Raw genomic sequence first — 19554 nt, 5'->3', positions numbered from 1 at the left:
GCGATCAAGCGCCCAGCATGGCTGTTCGGATGCCTATGCTGACGTGATTGCTGACTTGCGAGTCACGGTTTCGACCAAGGTCGCGCATCGCAAAAACCTTACGGCTGCTATGGTCTCTGCGCACAACGCCCAGCTGGAGAACAACAATGCACAGCGTCAATCCCTACGAATACGGCATGCCCCGTGATGCGGCAAATTTTCAGGCGCTCAGCCCGCTGAGCTTTCTTGAGCGCGCCGCCAGCGTCTACCCGCAGCGCCTGGCGCTGATTAACGGCAGCCTGCGGCAGACCTGGGGCGAAACCTATAGCCGCAGTATTCGTTTGGCCTCGGCCTTGGCTCAGCGCGGCATCGGTTTGGGCGATACCGTGGCAGTGATTGCGCCCAACGGCCCGGCGATGTTCGAGGCGCATTTTGGTGTGCCGATGTGCGGTGCCGTGCTGAATGCCATCAATACCCGCCTGGATGCCGAAGCCATCGCCTTTATCCTGCAGCACGGCGAAGCCAAGGTGTTGCTGGTGGACAAGGAGTTCGGCGAGCTGGCCCAGCGCGTGGTCGGCCACTTGCCACAGCCGCCGCTGGTGATCGGTATCGATGACCCGGAATACGCTGACGGTGTGCTGATCGGCCAGCTGGAGTACGAGGCGCTGCTGGCCGAAGGCGACCCTGACTACGCCTGGCAGCTGCCGGCGGACGAGTGGCAGGCGATCTCCCTCAATTACACCTCCGGCACCACCGGTAATCCCAAGGGCGTGGTCTATCACCACCGCGGTGCGCACCTGAATGCCCTGTCCAACGCCATGTGCTGGGACATGAGCCGCTTTCCGGTGTACCTGTGGACCCTGCCGATGTTCCACTGCAACGGCTGGTGCTTCCCCTGGGCGTTGGCCGCCTATGTCGGGGTCAACGTGTGCCTGCGGCATGTGCGTGCCGAAGCCATCTACCCGTTGCTCGCCGAGCATGACGTCGACCATTTCTGCGGCGCGCCGATCGTGTTGAATATGCTGGCTAACGCCGATGACGCGCTGAAAGCCCTGAAAACCCAGCCGGTAAAAGTGCTCACCGCTGGCGCCGCACCACCCGCAGCGGTGATCGAAGCCATGGAAGCCCTGGAATTTCGCGTGACCCACGTGTACGGCCTGACCGAAACCTACGGCCCCAGCGTGGCCTGCGAATGGAAAAGCGAGTGGGACAGCGAAAGCCCGGAACAGCGTGCGCGCCTGAAATCCCGCCAGGGCGTGCGAGCGCCGCTGCTCGACGGCCTGATGGTGGCCGACCCCGACACCCTGCAACCGGTGCCGAAAGACGGCCAGACCATTGGCGAAATCATGATGCGCGGCAACGTGGTGATGAAGGGCTATTTGAAGAACCCCTCAGCCACTGCCGAAGCATTTGCCGGTGGCTGGTTCCACTCCGGCGACCTGGCGGTGTGGCATGCAGACGGCTATGTGGAGATCAAGGATCGCAGCAAGGACATCATCATTTCCGGCGGCGAGAACATCTCCTCCATCGAGGTGGAAGACGTGCTGTATCGCCATCCGCTTATTTTGGAAGCGGCCGTAGTGGCCATGGCCCACGCCAAATGGGGCGAAACGCCCTGCGCTTTTGTCACCCTCAAGCCAGGTGCAGAGCTGACCGCCGTGGAAGTAATCGCCTTCTGTCAGCAGCGTATGGCGCGCTTCAAGGTGCCGGGCTGTGTGGTGTTTACCAGCCTGCCGAAAACCAGCACCGGCAAGGTGCAGAAGTTTGTGTTGCGTGAGCAGGCCAAGCAGTTGGCCGCACAACAGGCGGTGGCATAAGGAGGATTGAAGGCACTTGTTACAGGTTTAAATAGATAACGAGTTGAGAACCTAAATGTCATTCACTACTATTTGGCACCTTAACTCGTCTATACCAAGAGGCATTACACCATGCAGGTAAGCAAAGGCTTGTTCGCCGCACTCTCCCTCACTGCGCTCGCCAGCACAGCGCAGGCCGCCGATGAAGTGGTGGTGTATTCCTCGCGTATCGACGAGCTGATCAAGCCTGTGTTCGATGCCTACACCGCGAAAACCGGGGTCAAGGTCAAGTTCATCACTGACAAGGAAGCGCCGCTGATCGCGCGTCTGAAGGCTGAAGGTGCCAATACCCCGGCTGACCTGCTGATCACCGTCGACGCCGGCAACCTTTGGCAAGCCGAGCAGGAAGGCGTGCTGCAGCCGACCAAATCTGAGCTTATCAACGCCAATATCCCGGCCCAGTACCGCTCCAGCACCGACAGCTGGACTGGCCTGTCGCTGCGCGCGCGTACCATCTTCTACTCCACCGAGCGGGTTAAACCGAGTGAGCTGAGCACCTACGAAGCCCTGGCTGACAAGAACTGGGAAGGCCGCCTGTGCCTGCGCACCAGCAAGAAGGTCTACAACCAGTCGCTGACCGCCACCTTGATCGAAACCCATGGCGCGGCCAAAACCGAAGAAATCGTCAAGGGCTGGGTCAACAACCTGGCCACCGACGTTTTCGCCGATGACACCGCGCTGCTGCAAGCTATCGACGCCGGCCAGTGCGACGTTGGCATCACCAACACCTACTATTACGGCCGCCTGCACCAGCAGCAGCCTGACCTGAAAGTGAAGCCGTACTGGCCGAACCAGAACGACCGTGGCGTGCACGTCAACCTGGCCGGTGCCGGTGTGACCAAGTACGCGCCAAACGCCGAAGCCGCCCGCAAGCTGCTGGAGTGGATGACCACCGAAGAAGCGCAGACCATCTTCGCCGGCGTTAACCAAGAGTTCCCGGCCAACCCGGCGGTTGCACCGTCCAAGGAAGTCGCCGCGTGGGGCACCTTCAAGGCTGACTCGATCGCCACCGAAGTGGCCGGCAAGCGCCAGGCCGAAGCGACCATGCTGATGGATCGCGCTGGCTGGAACTAAGCCAGGGCTAAGCCGGCAGGTGGAAAAGCCGTCACGGTTTTCCACCCTGCAACGCGCTGGCTTTATACTGCCGACGCCCCGCACTTGCGGGGCGTTGTCTTTTCCGCTGTAGAGGACTCTGCGTGGCCCATCCTGCCCAGCGCCGCTGGTACCCCATCGCCTTTGCCGTTGCCTTGCTGGTGCTGCTGCCGCTGAGCGTGCTGATGTTTAGTTGGCACGAGGTCGACCAGCAGATCTGGGCGCACCTGTGGCAAACCCAGTTGCCGCGTCTGCTCGGTAATACCCTGGTGTTGGTCCTCGGTGTGGGCGTGGGTGTGACGCTGCTTGGCGTGAGCCTGGCCTGGCTTACCAGCCTCTGTGAGTTCCCCGGCAGGCGCTGGCTGGACTGGGCGCTGATGTTGCCATTTGCCATTCCCGCCTATGTGCTGGCGTTCGTGTTTGTCGGTCTGCTGGATTTCGCCGGCCCGCTGCAGACCCTGCTGCGCGAGTGGTTCGGCAGTGACGTGCGCTTTCCCCGGGTGCGTTCCACCGGCGGGGTGATCATCGTGCTGGTGCTGGTGTTCTACCCCTACGTCTACCTGCTCGCGCGCAATGCCTTTCTGGCCCAGGGCAAGGGCTTGATGGAAGCGGCACGGGTGCTTGGTCTGAGCCCCTGGCGAGCGTTCTGGCGCGTAGCCTTGCCGATGGCGCGCCCGGCGATTGGCGCCGGTCTGGCGCTGGCCATCATGGAAACTCTGGCGGATTTCGGCGCGGTCTCGGTGTTCAATTTCGATACATTTACCACGGCCATCTACAAGACCTGGTACAGCTTTTACAGCCTGACCAGCGCCACGCAACTGGCCAGCCTACTACTGCTGGCGGTGATGTTGGTGCTCTACGGCGAGCGCCGCGCCCGCGGTGCGGTGCGTCCGGTGAATGAACGTCCGCGCGGCAAGGCGCTGTATCACCTCAAGGGCGGCCAGGCACTAGCCGCCAGTGCCTGGTGCGGTCTGGTATTCGCCTGCGGCTTTGTTATCCCGGTGCTGCAGCTGATCGTCTGGTTCTGGCAGCGCGGCCGTTTCGATCTGGATGAACGCTACAGCGCATTGATCCTGCACACCTTGTATCTGGGCGCGATGGCGGCGCTGATTACCGTCAGTGTGGCCTTGCTGCTGGCGTTCTCTCGACGTTTAACCCCGACCCGTTTGATGCGCGGCACTGTCGGCGTGGCCAACCTCGGCTATGCCTTGCCGGGTTCAATGCTGGCGGTGGCGATTATGCTGGCCTTCAGCTACCTGGACCGTGAGCTGGTGATCCCGCTGTCCAGTTGGCTGGGGGGCGCAGGCAAGCCGATTCTGCTCGGCAGCCTGTCGGCGCTGTTGCTGGCCTATATGATCCGCTTTATGGCGGTGGCCTACGGGCCGCTGGAAAACAGCCTGGCGCGCATTCGCCCGTCCTTGCCAGAAGCCTCGCGCAGCCTGGGTGTTGGCGGCGTCGGATTGTTCTTCAAGGTCTATCTGCCCCTGCTGGTGCCGGGTGCGCTGTCGGCTGCGCTGCTGGTGTTCGTCGATGTGCTCAAGGAAATGCCTGCCACCCTGCTGATGCGCCCCTTTGGTTGGGACACGCTGTCGGTGCGGGTGTTTGAAATGACCAGTGAAGGCGAGTGGGCACGCGCTGCGCTGCCGGCCCTGACCCTGGTGCTGGTTGGCTTGTTGCCGGTGATTCTGCTGATCCGCCGTTCGGCGCGCCGTCACGGTTAGCCAAACGGGCCTGCGCGACAGGCTGTCACGTTGGGATGACCGCCCCCGGTGTTGCGGCTACAATGCGCGCCATTCGCAGCGGCCGATCATCTTGATAGCCTGTGCCAGTGCCCGATTGTGTGGGCTCAGCCGGGTTGCCGCTGCACTGCCCAGCCCGCAAGGAGACACTTATGGGACAGCGCACACCGCTCTATGACCTGCACCTCGCTCTGGGTGCCAAGATGGTCGACTTCGGCGGTTGGGACATGCCGTTGCACTATGGCTCGCAGGTCGAGGAGCACCATCAGGTGCGTCGCGACTGCGGGGTGTTCGATGTGTCGCACATGACCGTGGTGGATGTCAGTGGCAGCCAGGCCAAGGCCTATCTGCAACACCTGCTGGCCAATGATATCGAGCGCCTGCAAAGTATCGGTAAAGCCCTCTACAGCGGCATGCTCAATGAGCAGGGCGGGGTGGTGGATGATTTGATCGTCTACCTGACCGATTTTGGTTACCGCGTGGTGGTGAATGCCTCGACCCGCGACAAGGACCTGGCCTGGATGCGCCTGCAGAGCGTCGACTTTGACGTGCAGCTGCAAGAGCGCGCCGAGCTGGCGATGCTGGCCATTCAAGGCCCGCATGCGCGCAGCAAGACTGCCGAGCTGGTGAGCCAGTCGCGCGCCAACCTGATTCAGGGCCTCAAGCCGTTCGAAGGCCAGCCTGATGGCGAGTGGTTCATCGCCCGCACCGGTTACACCGGCGAAGACGGCCTGGAAATCATGCTGCCAGCCAGCGAAGTGGTGGCCTTCCTTAATGAGCTGGTCGGTGCCGGTATTTCCCCGATCGGTCTTGGCGCGCGCGATACCCTGCGCCTGGAAGCCGGGATGAACCTTTACGGCCAGGACATGGACGAAAGTGTGACACCACTGGCCGCCAACATGGCCTGGACCATCGCCTGGGAGCCGGCCAGCCGTGGTTTCGTTGGCCGTGTCGCGCTGCAGAAGCAGAAGGCCGAAGGCGTTCCCTCCAAGCTGGTGGGCCTGGTGCTGGAAGAGCGCGGCGTGCTGCGTGCGCATCAGGTGGTGCGGGTTGAGGGCGTGGGCGAAGGTGAGATTACCAGCGGCAGCTTCTCGCCGACCCTGGGTAAATCCATCGCCCTGGCCCGCGTGCCGGCGGCGACTCAGGAGCGCGCCGAGGTTGAGATTCGCGGCAAGTGGTACCCGGTGCGGGTGGTCAAGCCGAGTTTTGTGCGTAACGGCAAGGCGCTTATCTAAGCCTTGAGTTAGCCATGGATGGTCGAGAGCGCCCGTGTTGGAGCGGCTCACTAGGTTTTTAAAGACTTTCTTTCGGTATGGCCAAGGCCTGCTAAATTTCCATGACGGCGTGGTCGCCGTCATGTCAGATGAGGAACGACACATGAGCAATATCCCCGCCGATCTGCGTTACGCCGCCAGCCACGAGTGGGCGCGCCTGGAAGCCGATGGCAGCGTTACCGTAGGCATTTCCGATCACGCGCAGGAAGCCCTGGGTGATGTGGTGTTCATCGAGTTGCCAGAAGTCGGCAAGAGCCTGAATGCTGGCCAGGAAGCCGGGGTGGTGGAATCGGTCAAGGCCGCGTCCGACATCTATGCACCAGTCTCCGGTGAAGTCATCGCGATCAATGACGGCCTGTCCGACAGCCCGGAAAGCGTCAACAGCGATCCGTACGGCAGTTGGTTCTTCAAGCTCAAGCCAAGCGATGCCAGCGAGCTGGACAAGCTGCTGGATGCGGCCGCTTACAAGGCCACAGCCGATAGCGACGCTTAAGCTTCCCGCTTAGCTGCAAAACAAAGCCCCGCCTCGCGGGGCTTTGTTGTTTCTGCGCCTTTGCTCGTGCCTCGTAATGGCACTGTGCCGCTCTAGCACGGCTATTCGTCGCACTCAGCTGTTTGTTCGGTCAGAAAGTTTGCGCGGCCCGCGATGCTGACTAGGCTGTTGATCCATGTCACAAGATGTTTCGCCGCTCGGTGCATAGTGCGTTGAGTGGGCATGCATCAATTCCCCGGTTTCTATGCACTAACCCCCGCACGGTTACTGGATGTCAGGGTATGGGCAGTGCGACTGCGTTTGCGCAAAAGGACGATGGAGGCAGGTTGATGATTGGACGAACCAACAAACCCCTGAAAATGCGCGTGCTGATGGTCGACGATGACCTCGGCAGCCCCACTAGCATGCGTGGGCGCGTACTCAACGAGCTGGTCGACGAATTTGCCAGCCGCAATGCCGAGCTGATCAAGGCCACCTCCTACGAGGATGGGTTGGCGGCGGTGATGTCCGATGCGGCGCTGCATTGCATCTGCGTCGATTGGACCCTGGGCAAAAATGACGACAGCTCCCACGCCCAGGCGCTGGAGTTGCTGCGCAGCATTCGCCAGCGCAACGAAAACGTTCCGGTATTTCTAATGGCCGACCGTAATGCCAAGAAGAGCATCACGGTGGAGGCCATGGGGCTGGCCGACGAGTTTGTCTGGATGCTCGAAGACACCGCGCCCTTTGTCGTCGGTCGGGTGATTGCCGCGATCAACCGCTACCTTGAGCACCTGCTGCCGCCGTTTACCGATGCACTGCTGCGCTACACCATGAAAGATGAGCACTCCTGGGCTGCGCCGGGGCATCAGGGCGGGATTGCCTTTACCAAGTCGCCGGTGGGCCGGGTGTTCTTCGATTTCTTCGGGGAAAACCTGTTTCGCACCGACAGCGGTATCGAGCGCGGCAGCCTTGGTTCAGTGCTCGATCACAGCGGCCCGGTGGCAGACTCCGAAGCCTATGTGGCGCGGATCTTTGGCGCCCACGCCAGCTATTCGGTACTCAACGGCACCTCGGGCTCCAACCGGGCGATCTTTATGGCCTGCGTCGGTGAAAACCAGTTCGCCCTGTGCGACCGCAATTGCCACAAATCCATCGAGCAGGGCCTGGTGCTGACTGGCGGCCTGCCGTTGTATATGACCCCGACACGCAACCGCTACGGGATTATCGGCCCACTGCTGCCCGCGCAGTTCGATGCGCAGCGCATCCAGGCCGCCATCGCCAACCACCCGCTGCGCGCCCAGGCCAAGGGCAGCAAGCCCGTGTATGCCGTGGTCACCAATTGCACCTATGACGGCATGTGCCTGCATGCCGAACGCGCCGAAGGCATGCTGGCGCAGAGCAGTGAGCGCATTCACTTCGATGAGGCCTGGTACGGCTACGCGCGCTTCAATCCGCTGTACCAGGGGCGTTACGCCATGCGTGGCGACCCCGCCAGCCACCCGGCCGATGGCCCTACGGTGTTTGCCACCCACTCGACCCACAAGTTGCTGGCGGCGCTGTCGCAGTCCTCGTTTATCCATATCCGCAACGGCCGCAACCCGGTCGAGCACAGCCGCTTCAATGAATCCTTCGTGATTCAGGCCAGTACCTCGCCGTTGTACGCGCTGTTCGCCTCCAACGAGGTGGGCGCGGCGATGATGGATGGCAACGGCGGCTATAGCCTGACCCAGGATTCGCTGCGCGAGGCGGTGGATTTCCGCCAGGCGCTGGCGCGTACCCACCGCGAGTTTGCCAGCCGTGGCGACTGGTTCTTCCAGCCATGGAACGCGCTGCAGGTCTGCGATAGCAAAACCGGCAAGACGGTTGATTTTGCCGATGCCGATGCCGAACAACTGACCAGCGATCCTGCCTGCTGGGAGCTGGAGCCAGGCGCTGAATGGCATGGCTTTGCTGGCCTGGAAAAAGGCTGGTGCATGCTCGACCCGATCAAGGTCGGCATCATGGTGCCGGGCATGGGCGCCGACGGCCAGCTGTTGGCGGAGGGCATCCCCGCGCCAATCCTCGGTGCCTTTCTCTACCGCAACAACATTGTGCCGTCGCGTATCACCGATTTTATGGTGCTGTGCCTGTTCAGCATTGGCGTAACCAAGGGCAAGTGGGGCACGCTGATCAACGTGCTGCTGGCCTTCAAGCGCCACTATGACGGCAATGTGGCGCTGGAACGAGTGCTGCCTGATCTGGTCGCCCAGGCGCCTGAGCGCTACCGCGGCATGGGCCTGCGTGACCTCAGCAACGAGATGTTCGAGTACATGCGCAGCAGCCGCATGGACGCCCTGCAGGCCGAAGCCTTCGGCAATTTGCCGTTGATCGAAACAACGCCACGTGCCGCGTTCCAGGCGCTGCAAGCCGGCGAGGTCGAGTTGTTGCCGCTGCAACAGGCAGCAGGGCGGGTTACCGGGGTTGGCATCATGCCGTATCCACCAGGCATACCGATTGTCATGCCCGGCGAGAACCTCGGTCCGCTGGATGGCCCATGGATTCGCTACATCCAGGCCCTGCAGGATTGGGGCAACCACTTCCCCGGTTTCGAGAAAGAGGTAGAGGGCGCCGTGCATCAGGACGGCGGTTACCACTTCTGGTGCCTCAAGCGCTAAGGGCTGGCACCCATCAGGTCTTTTATAAGGAGTTCATCATGAGTCACGCCAAAGTGCCGTTGCCGGCATCCCTAGCCCAGCGTTACCCGGTGCTGATTGTGGTCAACACCCTGGAGCACCCGGACAGCATCGTTCTGCGCAGCGCCGAGGAGGTGGGTCGGGCCTTGCAGCAACATGGCCTGGAGGTTGAGCGAGTCAGCTCGCTGGATGACGCGGAAATCGCCTTTCGCGCCGACCCAGCCTATTGCTGCGTCATCCTCGGCTGGGGCTTGTGTGAGGAAAACCTGCCGTTAGCGCTGCACCTGATTCAGCTGATCCGCCAACGCACCGCACAGCTGCCGATCATGCTCGGCATGAGCCAGGCACATCAGAGCCGGGTGCCGCTGGAGTTTGTCGAAAATATCGACGGGTTTATCTGGCAGCCGGAAGACAGCCCGGCGTTTGTCGCCGGACGCATTGAAGCCGCTGCCCGGCGTTATCTGGACAGCATCCTGCCGCCATTTTTTGGCGCCCTGGTGAACTTCGCTGACACCCACGAATACTCCTGGCACACCCCTGGGCATACCGGCGGCACTGCCTTTATGAAGACCGCAGTGGGGCGCAGTTTTCTCGACTTCTACGGCGAACAGATGCTGCGCTCCGACCTCAGCGTATCGGTGGGTGAGCTGGGCTCGTTGAATGATCACTCCGGGCCTATTGCCGAGGCGGAAAAGAATGCCGCGCGGGTGTTTGGCGCCGATTACACCTTCTTCTCTGTCGGTGGTAGTTCAGCCAGCAATGAGATCGTCCTGCACTCGGCGGTCACCGATGGCGATGCGGTGCTGGTTGACCGTAATTGCCACAAGTCGCTGAACTACGCGTTGAATATGTCCGGCGCGGTGCCGCTGTACCTGCGGCCACGGCGTAACGCACGCGGGCTGATCGGCCCGGTGCCGCGCAGCGAGCTGACGCCCGAGGCGGTGGCGCAGAAAATCGTCGAAAGTCCGCTGATGACCGACAAACAGGCCCGTCCAGTACTGGCGGTGCTGACCAATTCGACCTACGACGGCCTCTGCTACAACGTGCAGACCACCACCCGCGAACTGAGCCAGAGCGTCGACCGGATTCACTACGACGAAGCCTGGTATGCCTACGCGCGCTTCAATCCGCTGTATGAAGGCCGCTACGGCATGCACCGTGGCGAACGGCATGCCGATGACGCCACAGTGACCGTCACCCACTCGACCCACAAGCTGCTGGCGGCGCTGTCGCAGGCCTCGATGATCCATATCCGTTCGGGCAAGGTGCCGGTCAAGCCGGCGCTGTTCAACGAAGCTTTCATGATGCACACCTCGACCTCGCCGCAATACAGCATCCTCGCCTCCACCGATGTGTCGGCGAAGATGATGGATGATGCCGGCGAGTACCTCACCGATGAGTCCATCGGCGAAGCCATCGCCTTCCGCCAGGCCATGGTGCGTCTGGGTAATGAGGTGCGTAAGCGCAAGCCGCAGGATTGGTGGTTTGGCGTGTGGCAACCGGATGAGGTCAACGGCGTGCCTTTTGCCGACCTCGACCCGCAGACCTTGCGCCAGGGCGATGCCTGGGTGCTTCAGCCGAGCGCCAGCTGGCATGGCTTTGGCGACCTGGGCCGTGATTACTGCATGCTCGACCCGATCAAGGTCACCGTGCTGACCCCAGGGCAGACCCTGGAAGGGCAGATGGAAGCCAGCGGCATTCCGGCGCCGCTGGTGTCGTCGTTCCTTGCCAGCCGCGGCATCGTGGTGGAAAAGACCGAGCCGTATTCGATTCTGCTGCTGTTCAGCCTGGGCGTAACCAAGGGCAAGTGGGGCTCACTGGTCGCCGGGCTGATGGAGTTCAAGAAGCACTACGACAGCAACGCCTCGCTGGAATTGGTGATGCCTGAGCTGGTCGCTAGCCATGGCGAGCGTTACGCCGGCATGGGCCTCAAGGACCTGGCCGACGCGATGCACCAGGACATGCTCGCCTCCAAGCTGCTGCACAACATGGACGCCGCCTTCAGCCTCTTGCCGGATGTGGTGTCATCACCGCGCGCGACCTTTGCCAAGCTGGTGAAAGGCCAGATCGAGCAGATCGCCGTGCGTGACATGCTGGACCGTACCGTGGCCGTACAGGTTGTGCCGTATCCACCGGGCATCCCGCTGATGATGCCGGGCGAGAAGGCTGGCGCCGACAAGCAGGCGATCATCGATTACCTGCTGGCGATGGAGCTGTTCGACAGCCACTTCCCCGGTTTCGAGCACGACAACCATGGCGTCGAGATTGAGCGCGATGGTCAGGGTGGGCTGACGTACAGGGTCTATGTGGTCAAACAGTAACGCTTAGCCACTCCGGGCCGGCAGCCTTGGCTGCTGGCCGCGCCAGTGCCACGCAAAGAACAAGGAGAGGTCGATGGCTGAGTCAAGCAAGAAGATGAGCCTGGTGGGGCTCACCACCCTGGTGTCGGTCAATATGATGGGCTCCGGCATCATCATGTTGCCGTCGAGCATGGCCCAGTTGGGCGCGGTTTCGTTGCTGTCGTGGATCATCACGGCAGTCGGCTCCATGGCCATTGCCTATTGTTTCGCCCAATGCGGCATCTACTGCCACCGCTCGGGCGGTATGTCGGCCTATACCGAGGAAGCGCACGGCAAGTCGGCGTTCTTTCTCTGTTCGTTTCTGTATTTTCTTTCGCTGGCCATCGGTAACGTGGCCATCGGTATTTCTGCAGTGGGTTATCTCACGCCGTTCTTCCCCTGGCTGGGCAGTGGCGCGATTCCGCTGTTTGTCGGCACAGTCGGGCTGATCTGGCTGACCACAGTGGCCAACTTCGGCGGCCCGCGTATCACCGGCAGAATTGGCGCGATCACTGTCTGGGGCGTGATCATCCCGGTGGCGGGGCTCAGCCTGATCGGCTGGTTCTGGTTTGACCCTGCGGTGCTGAAGGATGCCTGGAACCCGCACAGCCTGAAGATCAGCGACGCGATTGCACAGAGTATTCCGCTGACCCTGTGGGCCTTCCTCGGCATGGAATCGGCGGCGCAAAACTCCGATGCGGTGGAAAATCCCGAGCGCAATGTGCCGCTCGCCTGTCTGTTCGGCACCCTCGGTGCAGCCGTGGTGTATGTGCTGTCGACCACGGTGATTCAGGGCATTGTGCCGAATGCCGAGCTGGCCAACTCCAGCGCGCCATTTGCCTATGTCTATGCGCAGATGTTCAACCCCTTTATCGGCAACATCATCATGGGCCTGGCTGTCATGGCCTGTATCGGCTCGCTGCTGGGTTGGCAGTTCACTTTGGCGCAAACGGCCAAGGTCACGGCGGATCAGGGCATGTTCCTCAAACTGTTCGGCAAAGTGACGGCGGCCAATGCACCGGTGATCGGCATGATCGTGTGCGGGGTGCTGCAAACCCTGTTGGCGCTGTCGACTATCTCGCCGAACGCCAGCGCGCAGTTCAGCAAGCTGGTCAATCTGGCGGCCGTTACCAACCTGATTCCCTATGTCACGGCGCTCTCCGGGTTACTGGTGATCATGTACAAGGCCCGCGTCAGCGCGGCGATCTATACCCGCAACGTGGTGGTGCTGATGGTGGCGATGGTTTATTGCTTCTACGCCCTGTATGCCTCGGGCAAGGATGCGGTGTTCGGCGCGATGCTGGTGCTGGCGTTGGGTTATCTGCTGTACGGTTTTATCGCCAAGCGCTTTGTTGCCGAGCAACCCACGCCCGGTAAGGCGTAATGGCTGGTAAACCCTTTGAATCTGGGGATATGGATATGAATATTCACCTGTGTAATCCGTGCAACCTGCTGCTGGCCTGCCTCCTGGCGCTGTCGCCTGTAACCCACGCCGAGACGTTGCAGCGCATCGAAAGTAGCAACACGCTTAATCTGGGCTACATCGACGACATTGCCCCGTTCAGCAGCCTGCAAAACGGCGAAGTCGGCGGCTATGCGATTGAGCTGTGCGAGAAGGTGGTCGAACAGGTCAAAACCGAACTGAACCTGCCTGCGCTGCAGGTGCGCTATCAGTCTGTGAAGGCGACACAAGGGCTGAGCGCCGTGCGTGACGGTTCGCTCGACCTGCTCTGCTCGCCCAGTGTGGAAAGCCTCAGTCAGCGTAAGCACGTCAGTTTCTCCCTGCCCATCTACACCGCCGGGCTGGCGGTCTTGGTGCGCAAGGATGCGCCCGAGGCTTTGCTCAAGGTGCTCAACGGTGAGGTTGCACACAGCGGACCGACTTGGCGCGCCACGGTCAATCGCGGCTTGGCTAACCATACCTATGCGGTTAAACAGGGCGAAGCGACAGAAGCCTGGATTCGTAAGCAGCAACGCATGCTGGGTGTTGTCGCTACGGTGGTGACCGTCAGCAGCCAGGAGGAGGGTGTGCAGTTGGTGGCCGAGGGTAAGGCCGATGCGTTCTTTTCTGAGCGCATGGTCCTGAAGAATTACCTGGCCAAGCGCGATGATGCCAGTGATATGCAGGTGCTGGAGCGAATCTACGAATTCGCCCCGGTGGCGATGGCCTTAACGCGTGGTGACGAAGACTTCCGCCTGTTAGTCGACACGGCCCTGAGCAAGGCGCAGCGCTCCGGTGAGTTGGAGCAGATTTACGGTCGCTACTTCGGTGAGCCGGGGGATATGGTCAAGGCGCTGTTCAAGGTGTACGCCTTGCCTGAGTGACAGGCAGCTAAGCCGGCACTGAGCATTTTTCGCCAGTGCCGGTTTGCCTGTTAGGCCGATTACTCGGCTTCGACCCGCAGCACTACACCGTCCTGACCCACCACGCGCACCGGCGTGCCCGCTGGTAGATTCGGGCCGCTGACCAACCACAACGAGTCTCCGGCTTTTATCTTGCCACGCCCCTCATGGATGGCTTCATGCAGGGCAAAGGTGCGTCCCATGAATTCGCTGCCACGCTGGTTCAGCCCTGGCTGGTCGGAAGGCTTGGCGGCGCTGCGTTGGCGCTGCCACCAGAACACTGCGGTGAGTATCGACAGTAGGCCGAACAGGATGAACTGCGCAGCCCAGGGCAGGCCCGGAAAGATAAAGGTCAGCAGGCCGACGCTGGCGGCGGCCAGGCCGATCCACAGCAGATAGCCACCTGCACCGAACACTTCGAGGATCAGCAGCAGGGTGCCGAACGCCAGCCAGTTCCAGTACGACAGGTGCTGTAAAAAGTCCCACATGGTTTAACCCTTCTTCTCGCCGAAGGTGGCTTTGACAATTTCGCTGATACCGCCGACTGCACCGATCACCTGGCTGGCTTCCAGCGGCATCAGGATGACTTTGCTGTTATTGGCGCTGGCCAGTTGGCCGAGGGCTTCGATGTATTTCTGCGCAACGAAGTAGTTAACCGCCTGCACGTTGCCCTGGGCGATGGCTTCGGAAACCATGCGCGTGGCTTCAGCTTCTGCCTGGGCGGCACGTTCGCGCGCTTCGGCTTCGAGGAAGGCAGCCTGGCGCTGGCCTTCGGCCTTGAGGATGTCGCCCTGCTTCTGCCCTTCGGCGGTAAGGATGGCGGCAGCGCGCAGGCCTTCGGCTTCGAGAATCTGTGCGCGCTTGATCCGCTCGGCTTTCATCTGCCCGGACATGGCGGCCATCAGGTCGGCGGGTGGGCTGATGTCCTTGATCTCGATGCGGGTGATCTTGATGCCCCAGGGCGCGGTGGCTTCATCAACGGTGCGTAGCAGCTTTTCGTTGATTGCGTCGCGTTGGCCGAGCATGGCATCCAGCTCCATGGAGCCGAGCACGGTACGGATATTGGTCATCACCAGGTTGCGGATGGCGTGTTCGAGGTTGTTCACCTCGTAGGCGGCCTGGGCCGAATTGATGATCTGGAAGAAGCAGATGGCGTCGATCTGCACCGTGGCGTTATCGGCGGTGATCACTTCCTGCGGCGGAATATCCAGCACGTTTTCCATTACGTTGAGCTTGCGGCCGACTTTGTCCATCACCGGGACGATGATGTTCAGGCCCGGCTTAAGGGTGTTGGTGTAGCGACCGAAGCGCTCCACCGTCCATTCAAAACCCTGCGGCACGACCTTGAAACCCATAAAAACGATGGCGACGGCGAGGCCGACAAAGAGAAAGATGACGCTGCCGATTTCCATGTGGTGTAGCTCCTTGGTGGGTTTTAGTCTGCGGATTAGCTGTTCAGCTATCTAAGCACAGTTGGCGTTGGCACTGCTGTCGATGGCGTTGCAGAGTATGCCGATCAACGGTCATGGCGGCCGATCAGTGCACGTTTGGCGCCAGCGCTTTGACCAGGCGCATGTCGCGCGCGTAGATGTCCGGGTAGTAGCGCAGTGCCCCGTCCTTGCTGGCTTCGACCGTCCAATAGGCAATCAGTAGCGGTGCCGGGTGTTGCAGGCGGTATTGCTGGGTTTCGCCGCTGGCGATACGCGTTTGTACGCTGCTCAGCTCATCCGGGGTGAGCAGCCAGGCGAGCAGGGTATCGACCGCCTCGACCCTTACGCAGCCCGAGCTGAAGGCGCGCGGGGCTTTGCTGAACAGCTGCTGGCTGGGAGTGTCGTGCAGGTAGACCGCGAATGGATTGTCGAAGCGCACAGCGACGCGGCCGAGCGGGTTATGGCTGCCGGCCGACTGCCGCAGGCGGATCGCTCCGGGGCTTTCCCAGTCAATGCTCTGCGGGTCGAGCAGATTGCCGTCGCGGTCGAGCACGCTGATCTGGTGGCGTTCCAGGTAGCTGATGTCTTCGCGAATAGCCGGCAATTTGTCTTCACGCAGAATGGTCGGCGGCACGGTCCAGGTCGGATTGAGGGTCAGCCGCACAATGCTGGAGGCTAGCAGCGGCGTTTGCCGTTCGTTACGGCCGACCTGGGTACGGGTGCGCCACAGCAGTTGGTTATCGCGCTGCACCTGGATTTCGGCGGCCGCGACATTGATCAGCACTTCGGCCTTGCCCATAGAGTCGGCCAGCCAGCGCAGGCGCTCAAGGTTAGCGCGCAGCTGTTCGCGGCGCAGCTGTGGGCTGATATTCAGCTCGGTCAGGCTGGCGGGGCCGAGAATACCATCCGGGTTAAGGCCGTGGTCGCGTTGAAAATTCTCAAGTGCACTTTGTGTGGCCAGATCATAGGTGCTGCCCAGTTCTACTAGCGGTGCAGCCAGGTAGCCCTGGGCGATCAGGCGTGTGCGCAATGCTGGCAGTCGCGCATCTTTACCGCCGGGTTTGAGCTGTGGGCCGCTGGCGAGTGTCGTCCACTCCTGCAGCGGCTGTAGGCGTTGTTGCGCATAAGCGCTACGCAGCCGCTGGTATTGCACGGTAGCCGGCCGTGCGTTGGCAAAGGCCAGGGACGGCGTGTGCAGATGCAGCAGGGCCAGTGAGAGGGTCGCCAGTTGCGGGTCCGGGTTGGTTTGCCCTGGCGCCTGCCACAGCGGTTCCAGGCGCTGTTGCAGCAAGCGGCCGCGACGCAGGTGCAGCAGGGCCTGCAGGTAGCTGTGGCTGGTCAGCAGTTCCGCGCAGTCGCGCTGCTTGGCGAAGCTTTCCGCGACCAGGCTTGGAAGCATATAGTCACTGGGCTGCAGGCCGTCATCGTCCAATTGCGCCAGCTGTTCGCGCAATTGCAGCAGTTGTTCGCTGTTCTGCCAGGCTGGTTGGCCGTCGCGTTGCGCATAAAAAGCCTGCAGCAGGCGCTGAGCATTCTCGTCTAGGCTTGTCGGTAATGGGCTGCAGCGCTGCGTCAATTGAGCCAGCAATGGGCGCAGATCGACGCTGGTGGCGAAGGGCGCATCGGTGGCGTTGGCGACCAATGGCAGGGTGAGCAGGACAGCGCTCAGGTAGAGTGTGCGTTTTTTGAACAATCTACTGCTCCAGTCCTTGGCCGAAAAGCGGGTTAGCCAAAACCAGTATAGGCGGGCCAGGGGCGGATTTTGTGACAGGACGTCCGACGGTACTCGAGGTATTTGCGCAATGTTTGGACGTCTTGGCAGGTTCTGCCTGATCGGCTTTTGGCTTTCTTGCATGCCCTTGTCGGCGACTGCAACCGAGCAGGATGGCTTGCTCAGGGACCTGGCGCAGATTGCCCCCGGGCTCAATCAGCAGGCGCTGCAGCATGCGCTGGCGGCCATGCAGTGCGCGGTCAATCATGGTGCTGATCCGGCTCACCGCCTTGCGGTTATCGACTATTCGCGGCCTTCCACCGAGCGGCGCTTGTGGATATTCGATCTGCAGCGCAAGCGTCTGCTATTACGCGATTTCGTCGCCCATGGTCGCAAGTCCGGGGAGAATTTTGCCGAGGCGTTTTCCAATCGTCTGGGCAGCCACCAATCCAGTCTCGGTTTGTTCCGCACGGCTGAAAGCTACCGCGGCAAGCATGGCTATTCCCTGCGTATGGATGGGCTAGAGCCTGGCCTGAATGACCTGGCCCGCGAGCGTGCCATCGTGATTCATGGCGCCGGTTATGTCAGCCCACGCTGGGCACAGAAGCATGGGCGTATCGGCCGCAGCCTGGGTTGCCCGGCGGTGCGTCCGGAAGTGGCACGGATGGTGGTGGATCAGCTCAAGGGCGGGCAGTTTCTCTTCGCCTGGCATTCCAATCAGCGCTGGTTGCAGGCTTCAGCCTACTTGGACTGCAAGCCGCAGCGAATGGCAAGCATCCTCGCCCGTCAGCAGCGTTTGCCGCGCAGCTGAAACGCGTGGGCTAAGGCTATTTCTGCTCGCTCTGCGGAGTGACCCGCAGCACTTCCTCAATGGTGGTCAGGCCGGCGGCGACCTTCTGCGCGCCAGACAGGCGCAGGCTGCGCATGCCTTCCTTGAACGCATGTCGGCGCAGGGCAATCAGGTCGGTATCGGCGGTGATCAGCGGCTTCATCGCATCATTGATCAGCATGATTTCATACACCCCAGCGCGGCCGCGGTAGCCCGTGTCGCGACACTCCAGGCAACCGACGGCGCTGCAGGCTTGAGTCGGCAGAGGCGCGCTCCAGGGTTTGGTCAGGCTCTGCCAGCCGTCTTCATCCAGCGTCTGTGGCGCCTTGCAGTGCGGGCATAGAGTGCGCACCAGGCGCTGGGCCATCACACCGAGCAAGGTGGCCTTGAGCAGGTAATGCGGTACGCCCAGTTCGAGCAGGCGGGTGATGGCGCTGGGCGCGTCGTTGGTGTGCAGGGTTGAGAGTACCAAGTGACCGGTGAGCGCGGCCTGAATCGCCATCTCGGCGGTTTCTAGGTCGCGGATTTCGCCGACCATGATGATGTCCGGGTCCTGGCGCATCAGTGCGCGCACGCCGCTGGCGAAGGTCAGGTCGATATTGCTCTGTACCTGCATCTGGTTGAAGGCGCCCTCAATCATCTCGATCGGGTCTTCGATGGTGCAGACGTTAACCTCAGGCGTGGCCAGTTGCTTGAGCGTGGTGTAGAGCGTGGTGGTTTTGCCGGAGCCGGTGGGGCCGGTGACCAGGATGATGCCGTTGGGCTGCGACGTCATGCTCTGCCAACGTTTCAGGTCATCGGCGGAGAAACCCAGTTGATCGAAGCTTTTCAGCAGCACTTCTGGGTCGAAAATCCGCATTACCATTTTTTCGCCAAAGGCGGTGGGCAGGGTCGACAGGCGCAGCTCCACCTCGCCGCCGTCCGGGGTCTTTGTCTTGACCCTGCCGTCCTGCGGTTTGCGTTTTTCTGCGACGTTCATCCGTCCCAGGCTTTTCAGGCGGCTGACGATGGCCATGGTTACCTGAGGCGGGAATTGGTAGACAGTGTGCAGTACGCCGTCGATACGAAAACGCACGCTGCCCTGTTCGCGGCGCGGCTCAATATGGATATCGCTGGCGCGCTGGGTAAAGGCGTACTGAAACAGCCAGTCGACGATATTAACGATATGCGCGTCGTTGGCGTCGGGTTCCTGATCCTGGGCGCCAAGATTGAGCAGTTGCTCGAAGTTACCGGCCCCGCTGATCTTCATGTCGCCCGCGGAAGCACCAGTGACCGATTTGGCCAGGCGGTAGAATTCTACGGTAAAGCGTTGGATATCCGTTGGGCTGGCCACCACGCGCTTGATCGGACGCTTGAGCACATGGATCAGATTGGCTTCCCAGCTGTGCACCAGGGGCTGGCTGCTGGCGATGGTCACGCTGTCGTTGTCCACCGCCACGGCAAGAATTTTGTGGCGCTGGGCGAAGGCGTAGGACATCAGCGGGGTGATGGCGGCAACATTGATCTTCAGCGGGTCGATGCGCAGAAAGGGCTGGCCGCATTGTTCCGCCAGCCAACTGGTCAGGCCTTCCAGTTCAAGCTTCTTGCCAGGGTTTTTCAGATCGTCCAGTTGCTGCGCGGCAAGAAATTCCAGTGGATGCTGCTGGTTATTAACGGCACTGCGGCGGATCGCCAGGCATTGTTCGGCATTGTCCTGATTGGTCCGCCCCTGGGCGACCAGCTCACGCAGCAGGTCGGCGAGTTCCAACTGGCGATCATGGGTGGACGAGACGAATGCGGACATAAAGCTCCCTGACGATCCTGATTACGGTTTAA

Annotated in this window: 14 protein-coding genes; 10 read left to right on the top strand and 4 right to left on the bottom strand. The window is 61.4% G+C overall.

Annotation, left to right across the window (positions count from 1 at the left end; translation table 11 throughout):
- The first annotated feature begins 146 nt into the window (after nucleotides 1–146).
- The 9 genes from HCI85_RS07330 (at nucleotide 147) to HCI85_RS07290 (ending at nucleotide 13751) form a co-directional block, all read left to right on the top strand.
- Complete coding sequence (locus tag HCI85_RS07330; RefSeq protein WP_167143593.1) at nucleotides 147–1796, top strand: acyl-CoA synthetase; 1650 nt, start codon at nucleotides 147–149, stop codon at nucleotides 1794–1796.
- A 111-nt stretch (nucleotides 1797–1907) separates the two neighbouring features.
- Nucleotides 1908–2909 (top strand): extracellular solute-binding protein, encoded by a 1002-nt coding sequence (locus tag HCI85_RS07325; RefSeq protein ID WP_167143591.1) that lies wholly within the window; start codon nucleotides 1908–1910, stop codon nucleotides 2907–2909.
- Nucleotides 2910–3031: 122 nt separating this feature from the next.
- Nucleotides 3032–4648: an ABC transporter permease gene (locus tag HCI85_RS07320; RefSeq protein WP_160085861.1), complete on the top strand. Its 1617-nt coding sequence runs from the start codon at nucleotides 3032–3034 to the stop codon at nucleotides 4646–4648.
- Between the two features lie 170 nt (nucleotides 4649–4818).
- Complete coding sequence (gcvT, locus tag HCI85_RS07315) at nucleotides 4819–5901, top strand: glycine cleavage system aminomethyltransferase GcvT (RefSeq protein ID WP_167143583.1); 1083 nt, start codon at nucleotides 4819–4821, stop codon at nucleotides 5899–5901.
- Between the two features lie 142 nt (nucleotides 5902–6043).
- Nucleotides 6044–6433 (top strand): glycine cleavage system protein GcvH, encoded by a 390-nt coding sequence (gcvH, locus tag HCI85_RS07310; RefSeq protein WP_167143580.1) that lies wholly within the window; start codon nucleotides 6044–6046, stop codon nucleotides 6431–6433.
- Between the two features lie 329 nt (nucleotides 6434–6762).
- Complete coding sequence (locus HCI85_RS07305; protein ID WP_167143577.1) at nucleotides 6763–9069, top strand: Orn/Lys/Arg family decarboxylase; 2307 nt, start codon at nucleotides 6763–6765, stop codon at nucleotides 9067–9069.
- Nucleotides 9070–9107: 38 nt separating this feature from the next.
- Nucleotides 9108–11408: an Orn/Lys/Arg family decarboxylase gene (locus tag HCI85_RS07300; protein ID WP_167143574.1), complete on the top strand. Its 2301-nt coding sequence runs from the start codon at nucleotides 9108–9110 to the stop codon at nucleotides 11406–11408.
- A gap of 73 nt (nucleotides 11409–11481) precedes the next feature.
- The gene (gene potE / locus HCI85_RS07295; protein ID WP_167143571.1) at nucleotides 11482–12810 is read left to right on the top strand and encodes a putrescine-ornithine antiporter; all 1329 of its coding nucleotides are present in this window, start codon (nucleotides 11482–11484) and stop codon (nucleotides 12808–12810) included.
- Nucleotides 12811–12845: 35 nt separating this feature from the next.
- Nucleotides 12846–13751 (top strand): amino acid ABC transporter substrate-binding protein, encoded by a 906-nt coding sequence (locus tag HCI85_RS07290; protein ID WP_167143568.1) that lies wholly within the window; start codon nucleotides 12846–12848, stop codon nucleotides 13749–13751.
- 59 nt (nucleotides 13752–13810) lie between these two features.
- Here the strand turns inward: HCI85_RS07290 and HCI85_RS07285 are convergent, their stop codons facing one another.
- From HCI85_RS07285 to HCI85_RS07275, 3 genes are all read right to left on the bottom strand, one after another.
- Nucleotides 13811–14257, bottom strand: coding sequence for an NfeD family protein (locus tag HCI85_RS07285; RefSeq protein WP_090250308.1), 447 nt, complete (start codon nucleotides 14255–14257; stop codon nucleotides 13811–13813).
- Between the two features lie 3 nt (nucleotides 14258–14260).
- Nucleotides 14261–15181 (bottom strand): SPFH domain-containing protein, encoded by a 921-nt coding sequence (locus HCI85_RS07280; protein WP_090250305.1) that lies wholly within the window; start codon nucleotides 15179–15181, stop codon nucleotides 14261–14263.
- Between the two features lie 124 nt (nucleotides 15182–15305).
- A complete protein-coding gene (locus HCI85_RS07275) occupies nucleotides 15306–16892 on the bottom strand; it encodes a L,D-transpeptidase family protein (RefSeq protein WP_167143565.1) in 1587 nt (528 codons plus the stop codon).
- A gap of 160 nt (nucleotides 16893–17052) precedes the next feature.
- On the opposite strand from HCI85_RS07275, the gene HCI85_RS07270 reads away from it, so the two are divergent.
- Nucleotides 17053–17721, top strand: coding sequence for a murein L,D-transpeptidase catalytic domain family protein (locus HCI85_RS07270; protein WP_241693738.1), 669 nt, complete (start codon nucleotides 17053–17055; stop codon nucleotides 17719–17721).
- Between the two features lie 16 nt (nucleotides 17722–17737).
- Here HCI85_RS07270 and HCI85_RS07265 read toward each other — a convergent pair whose 3' ends face one another.
- Nucleotides 17738–19522, bottom strand: a complete 1785-nt coding sequence (locus tag HCI85_RS07265) for a GspE/PulE family protein (protein WP_167143559.1) — start codon at nucleotides 19520–19522, stop codon at nucleotides 17738–17740.
- Nucleotides 19523–19554: the final 32 nt, after the last annotated feature.

The organism is Pseudomonas sp. OTU750018 (assembly GCF_011636575.1).
GTDB classification, from domain to species: domain Bacteria; phylum Pseudomonadota; class Gammaproteobacteria; order Pseudomonadales; family Pseudomonadaceae; genus Aquipseudomonas; species Aquipseudomonas peli.
This window is presented reverse-complemented; position numbering and strand designations above follow the sequence as displayed.